6 protein-coding genes and 1 tRNA gene are annotated in these 5,036 nt (G+C 58.5%); all 7 read left to right on the top strand.

The genetic code is table 11. The features are described 5' to 3' along the window. Positions 1-129, top strand: a 129-nt coding sequence (gene rpmI, locus PROAA_RS11510; RefSeq protein ID WP_186411479.1) for a 50S ribosomal protein L35, incomplete at its 5' end; no start/stop codon positions are given. 11 nt (positions 130-140) lie between these two features. Continuing rightward, positions 141-500, top strand: a complete 360-nt coding sequence (rplT, locus tag PROAA_RS11505; RefSeq protein WP_186410373.1) for a 50S ribosomal protein L20 — start codon at positions 141-143, stop codon at positions 498-500. 60 nt (positions 501-560) lie between these two features. Beyond that, entirely contained in the window at positions 561-1,607 is a 1,047-nt protein-coding gene (pheS, locus tag PROAA_RS11500; RefSeq protein ID WP_186411478.1) for a phenylalanine--tRNA ligase subunit alpha, read from the top strand. A 25-nt stretch (positions 1,608-1,632) separates the two neighbouring features. Further along, a complete protein-coding gene (pheT, locus tag PROAA_RS11495) occupies positions 1,633-4,008 on the top strand; it encodes a phenylalanine--tRNA ligase subunit beta (RefSeq protein WP_186411477.1) in 2,376 nt (791 codons plus the stop codon). A gap of 12 nt (positions 4,009-4,020) precedes the next feature. Further along, the gene (locus PROAA_RS11490) at positions 4,021-4,323 is read left to right on the top strand and encodes an integration host factor subunit alpha (RefSeq protein WP_186411476.1); all 303 of its coding nucleotides are present in this window, start codon (positions 4,021-4,023) and stop codon (positions 4,321-4,323) included. Beyond that, the gene (locus tag PROAA_RS11485) at positions 4,307-4,666 is read left to right on the top strand and encodes a MerR family transcriptional regulator (protein WP_186411475.1); all 360 of its coding nucleotides are present in this window, start codon (positions 4,307-4,309) and stop codon (positions 4,664-4,666) included. Before PROAA_RS11490 ends, PROAA_RS11485 begins: the two co-directional genes overlap by 17 nt. A gap of 38 nt (positions 4,667-4,704) precedes the next feature. Then, positions 4,705-4,781, top strand: a tRNA-Pro gene (locus tag PROAA_RS11480). Positions 4,782-5,036: the final 255 nt, after the last annotated feature.

Genomic DNA, 5,036 nt, shown 5'->3' with positions numbered 1-5,036 from the left:
CGCGCGCAGGCGTTCAAACGCCACATCCTGACCAAGAAAACCACCAAAGCCAAGCGTCAGTTGCGCGGCATTACCGGAGTGCATGACTCCGACAAGGCCATGGTTCGTGCCATGCTGCCTTACGCTTAAGGAGATAAACCATGCCTCGAGTTAAACGTGGTGTAACGGCGCGCGCGCGTCACAAGAAGGTTATTGCACTGGCCAAGGGTTACCGTGGCCGTCGCAAGAATGTATATCGCATCGCCAAACAGGCGGTGATGAAAGCGGGGCAGTACGCCTACCGTGACCGTCGCCAAAGGAAACGCCAGTTCCGTGCGCTATGGATTGCCCGAATCAACGCGGCAGCGCGTGAAGCCGGCCTGAAATACAGCACCTTCATGAACGGCTTGAAGAAGGCGCAGATCGAAGTCGACCGCAAGGTATTGGCAGATCTGGCCGTTTTCGACAAACCGGCATTTGCCGCTCTGGCCGTAAAAGCCAAAGCCCAGCTCGGCGCCTGACTGAACGAGCAGAAAAAGGAGGCTCGGCCTCCTTTTTTTTGGTGAAGTATTTATTCTTTCATGCAGAACCTTGATCAAATAGCAGAAGAAGCCGCAGCCGCGTTCGCTGCGACCGATGACCCCGATGCCCTTGAACAAATCAAGGCGCGTTACCTTGGCAAAAGTGGCCGGATTACCGAACTGCTCAAGGGAATGGCCAGGTTGTCGCCCGAAGAGCGCAAGACTGCCGGCGCGGCGATCAATCGCGTTAAGGAAGCCGTCGAGGCATCGCTCAATGCCCGCCGCGACGCGATCCGACGCTTGGCGCTTGAAACGCGCCTCGCCGAAGAATCGCTTGATGTCACGCTCCCAGGGCGCGGGGAATCGCGTGGTGGCCTGCACCCTGTCACCCGCACACTGGAACGCATTGAAGCGCTGTTCGGCTCAATTGGTTTCGAAGTCGCCGACGGTCCGGAAATCGAGGCTGACTTCCAGAATTTCACCGCACTGAACACCCCCGCGGATCACCCGGCACGTTCAATGCACGATACCTTCTACCTGCAGGACGAAAAGGGCCAACCAGCCAGGGACATCCTGCTGCGCACGCATACCAGTCCGGTCCAGGTACGCTACATGCAGGCGCATGTAGCGCGATACGCCGACCTCGAAACGATGCCTGAAATCCGCGTGATCGCGCCGGGACGAGTCTATCGCGTCGACTCCGACGCCACCCACTCGCCCATGTTTCACCAGGTCGAAGGACTGTGGATCGGCGAGAACGTGAGCTTTGCCGACCTCAAGGGCGTGGTCGCCGATTTTCTGCGCCGATTCTTCGAAACCGACGATCTGCAGGTGCGCTTCCGCCCCTCCTTTTTCCCATTTACCGAGCCTTCGGCAGAAATCGATGCCGCCTACATGAGCGGACCGATGAAAGGCCGCTGGCTGGAAGTCGGCGGGTGCGGCATGGTGCATCCCAATGTACTGCGCCACGTTGGCATTGACCCGGAAAAATACCTCGGCTTTGCCTTCGGTATGGGACCGGATCGCCTGACCATGTTGCGCTATGGCGTCAATGACCTGCGCCTGTTCTTCGACGGCGATCTGCGCTTCCTGCGCCAGTTCGTTTGATGCCGACTTCTCTACCGAACTGCTCATGAAATTCTCAGAATCCTGGCTCCGCAGCTTTGTTAACCCGACCGTTTCGGGCGACGAGTTATCGCAGCTCCTGACCATGGCCGGTCTCGAAGTCGAAGAGGAAGAAAGCGTCGCGCCGCCCTTCGATCATGTCGTCGTGGCGCAGGTCATCGAGGTCAATAAGCATCCGGACGCCGATCGGCTGAATGTGTGCCGCGTCGATATCGGCAGCGGCGAAGCGCAGCAGATTGTCTGCGGCGCCCCGAATGTTTCCCCGGGCATGAAGGTGCCTTGCGCCCTTCCCGGCGCGAACCTGCCCGGCGACTTTAAGATCAAGTTGGCCAAGGTTCGCGGCATCGAATCTTCGGGCATGCTGTGCTCGGCCAAGGAACTGGGCCTCACCGCCGATGCTTCCGGACTGCTTGTGCTGCCCGACGCAGCGTCCGTAGGCACGGATGTTCGCAGCTACCTTGACCTCGATGATCGCCTGCGGACGCTCAAACTCACACCGAATCGCGCGGACTGCCTGTCGCTTGCCGGTCTGGCGCGCGAAGTTGCAGCATTGACCGGTTCGCCGGCGACTTTTCCCGAATTTGCCGAGGCTCAGGTGGGCATTTCCACCAATCGCGCGATCATTCTCGACGCACCTGAAGCGTGTCCTCTCTATTACGGTCGCGTCATCGCCGGCGTAAATCCCAGAGCCGCAACGCCGGACTGGATGAAACGCTGCATTGAGCGAAGCGGTATCCGCTCCATTTCCGCGCTGGTGGACATTACCAACTACGTGATGCTCGAACTGGGCCAGCCATTGCATGCATTCGACAACGCCCGGCTTGAAGGCGCCATCCATGCCCGCCTGGCGCGAGCTGGAGAAAAGATCTTGCTGCTTAACGAGCAAACGCTCGAGCTTCAGGACGACGTGCTGTTGATCGCCGACGACAAGCATCCGGTGGCGATGGCCGGAATCATGGGCGGCGCAGACAGCGGCATCACCCTTGACACCACCGAGATGTTCCTGGAATCGGCGTTCTTTGCCCCCAAGGCGATTGCCGGACGCGCCCGCCGCTATGGCTTCGTATCCGACGCCTCGCACCGCTTCGAGCGCGGCGTTGATTTTGGCGGAACACGGCACGCGCTCGAACGGGCGACCCGCTTGATCCTGGAAATCTGCGGCGGACAGGCCGGCCCGCTATGTGAAGCCGAAGCCGCGCTGCCGCAACGACCAGCCGTTCGCCTGCGTCCATCTCGGGTAAGCAAAGTGTTGGGCGTCTCTTTTTCCGCCGAGCAGATCGGCGAGCATATCGCCCGCCTCGACTTCGTCTTCACCCGTGAGGGCGATGACTTCATCGTGACACCGCCAAGCTATCGCTTCGATATCGAGATCGAAGAAGACCTGATTGAAGAAATCATCCGCCTCCACGGCTACGACAATATTCCGGCCCCCCCACCGCGCGCCACGCTATCGATGTTGCCGCAAACCGAGAATGCGCGCCCTTTGAGCCGCGTTCGCCAGATCCTTGCCGATCGCGGTTTCCAGGAAGTCATCAACTATGCCTTTGTCGAAGAAGCCTGGGAATCCGATTTTGCGGCGAACCGCGCACCGATCCGCCTGGCCAACCCGATCGCCAGCCAGATGAGCGTGATGCGCTCGACGCTGATTGGTGGCCTGATCGCCAATGTCGTCACCAACCTTAAGCGCAAACAGAGCCGTGTCCGCATCTTTGAGACGGGCCGCTGCTTCTATCGCGACACACCGGGCGTGCCGGTAGAAGGATTCCACCAACCCTGGAAACTTGCCGGACTCGCCTATGGGAGTGCCTTTCCGGAGCAATGGGGGGTTGCCGAACGTGATGCCGATTTCTTCGACCTCAAAGGCGAAGTCGAACTGCTTCTCGCCCCGGAAGTCGCCCGCTTTGAAAAAGCAAATCACCCTGCCCTGCATCCGGGCCGCAGCGCGCGCGTGATTCTTGCGGGAAAAGATATCGGTTTTGTTGGCGAATTGCACCCGCAATGGCTGCAAAAATACGATCTGCCGCTGGCCGCGGTCGTCTTCGAACTCGAGCTGGACGCGGTAAAACAATCAAGACTTCCAAAGTACGCCGAGGTATCGCGCCAACCCCCGGCGGTCCGTGATCTCGCCATTGTCGTTGATCAAAAACTGGAGCTGGAGCGGCTCCTTGGGGGGATGGCCGCCAATAGGCCAGCCATCGTTCAGGACATCCGTCTATTCGATGTGTACGCCGGAAAAGGGATCGCTCCAGGGGAAAAAAGTCTTGCATTCCGGATAGTTATGCAAGATACTCAAAAAACTTTGCAAGACGCGGAAGTAGATGCCGCAGTGCAACAATTAGTCACTTATTTGCAGCAGGCCTTCGCGGCACAGCTTCGCGTCTGACAGGGAAAAGACATGACGCTTACCAAAGCAGAACTCGCAGATTTACTCTTCGAAAAAGTAGGACTCAACAAACGTGAGGCCAAAGATATGGTCGAAGCCTTTTTTGAAGAGATCCGCAACGCACTTGAACGGGGTGACGGCGTAAAGCTCTCGGGATTTGGCAATTTCCAGTTGCGAGACAAACCCATGCGCCCAGGGCGGAATCCCAAAACCGGCGAAGAGATTCCCATCACCGCCCGACGCGTTGTGACGTTTCATGCCAGCCAAAAACTGAAGGGTGAGGTGGAACTCTCCTACAATGGAACACAGTCCTAAAGATACCGACAGGGAGCCCTTGCCGCCCATCCCGGCCAAGCGCTACTTCACCATCGGCGAAGTCAGCGAACTGTGTGGCGTGAAGCCGCACGTCCTTCGCTACTGGGAGCAGGAATTCACCCAACTCAAGCCTGTCAAGCGCCGCGGCAACCGCCGCTATTACCAGCACCATGAAGTCTTGCTGGTACGCCGCATCCGGGAACTGCTCTACAGCCAAGGCTTTACCATTAGCGGGGCGCGCCATCGCCTGGATGACGCGATTGTCGATGCCACGCCCACAATCATGACGCCCGGAATACTTCGCACAGAGCTGCTGAACATCGCAGAAATGCTGCGAATCTAAGCTAAGCCAGCGCGGGATCGATTATAATTGCAGGCTGTCGGGGCGTAGCGCAGCCTGGTAGCGCACTTGCATGGGGTGCAAGGGGTCGCGAGTTCGAATCCCGCCGCCCCGACCAGTATTACCAAGGGTTTCCGGTTAATCGCGGAAACCCTTTTTCTTGTGTTGTTGACCTGCCCCCCAAGAATAGTACGGTCTTGATGTAGAGTCTGCCTCGACGTGCAAGAAGTTGCTTCACTCTCGTGTCGTCAATCGTAGGATCAAGTCTGAACATCTAAGCTCCAGGAACCCCCGACACCACCGCCACGCCCGCTTTAGCAATTTGCCCATCCTGCGCAGCCTTGACGCCGGAGACACCAACGGCGCCGATCAC

It is taken from the genome of Candidatus Propionivibrio aalborgensis (genome assembly GCF_900089945.1).
Lineage (GTDB): Bacteria > Pseudomonadota > Gammaproteobacteria > Burkholderiales > Rhodocyclaceae > Propionivibrio > Propionivibrio aalborgensis.
The sequence above is the reverse complement of the archived record's forward strand: the minus strand, read 5'-3'. Positions and strand labels throughout refer to the sequence as shown.

What these genes read in the sequence shown, in the direction of transcription:
- PROAA_RS11490 (WP_186411476.1), top strand. Translation starts at nt 4,021, where the DNA reads ATGACGCTTACCAAAGCAGAACTCGCAGATTTACTCTTCGAAAAAGTA.
- pheT (WP_186411477.1), top strand. Translation starts at nt 1,633, where the DNA reads ATGAAATTCTCAGAATCCTGGCTCCGCAGCTTTGTTAACCCGACCGTT.
- pheS (WP_186411478.1), top strand. Translation starts at nt 561, where the DNA reads ATGCAGAACCTTGATCAAATAGCAGAAGAAGCCGCAGCCGCGTTCGCT.
- rplT (WP_186410373.1), top strand. Translation starts at nt 141, where the DNA reads ATGCCTCGAGTTAAACGTGGTGTAACGGCGCGCGCGCGTCACAAGAAG.
- PROAA_RS11485 (WP_186411475.1), top strand. Translation starts at nt 4,307, where the DNA reads ATGGAACACAGTCCTAAAGATACCGACAGGGAGCCCTTGCCGCCCATC.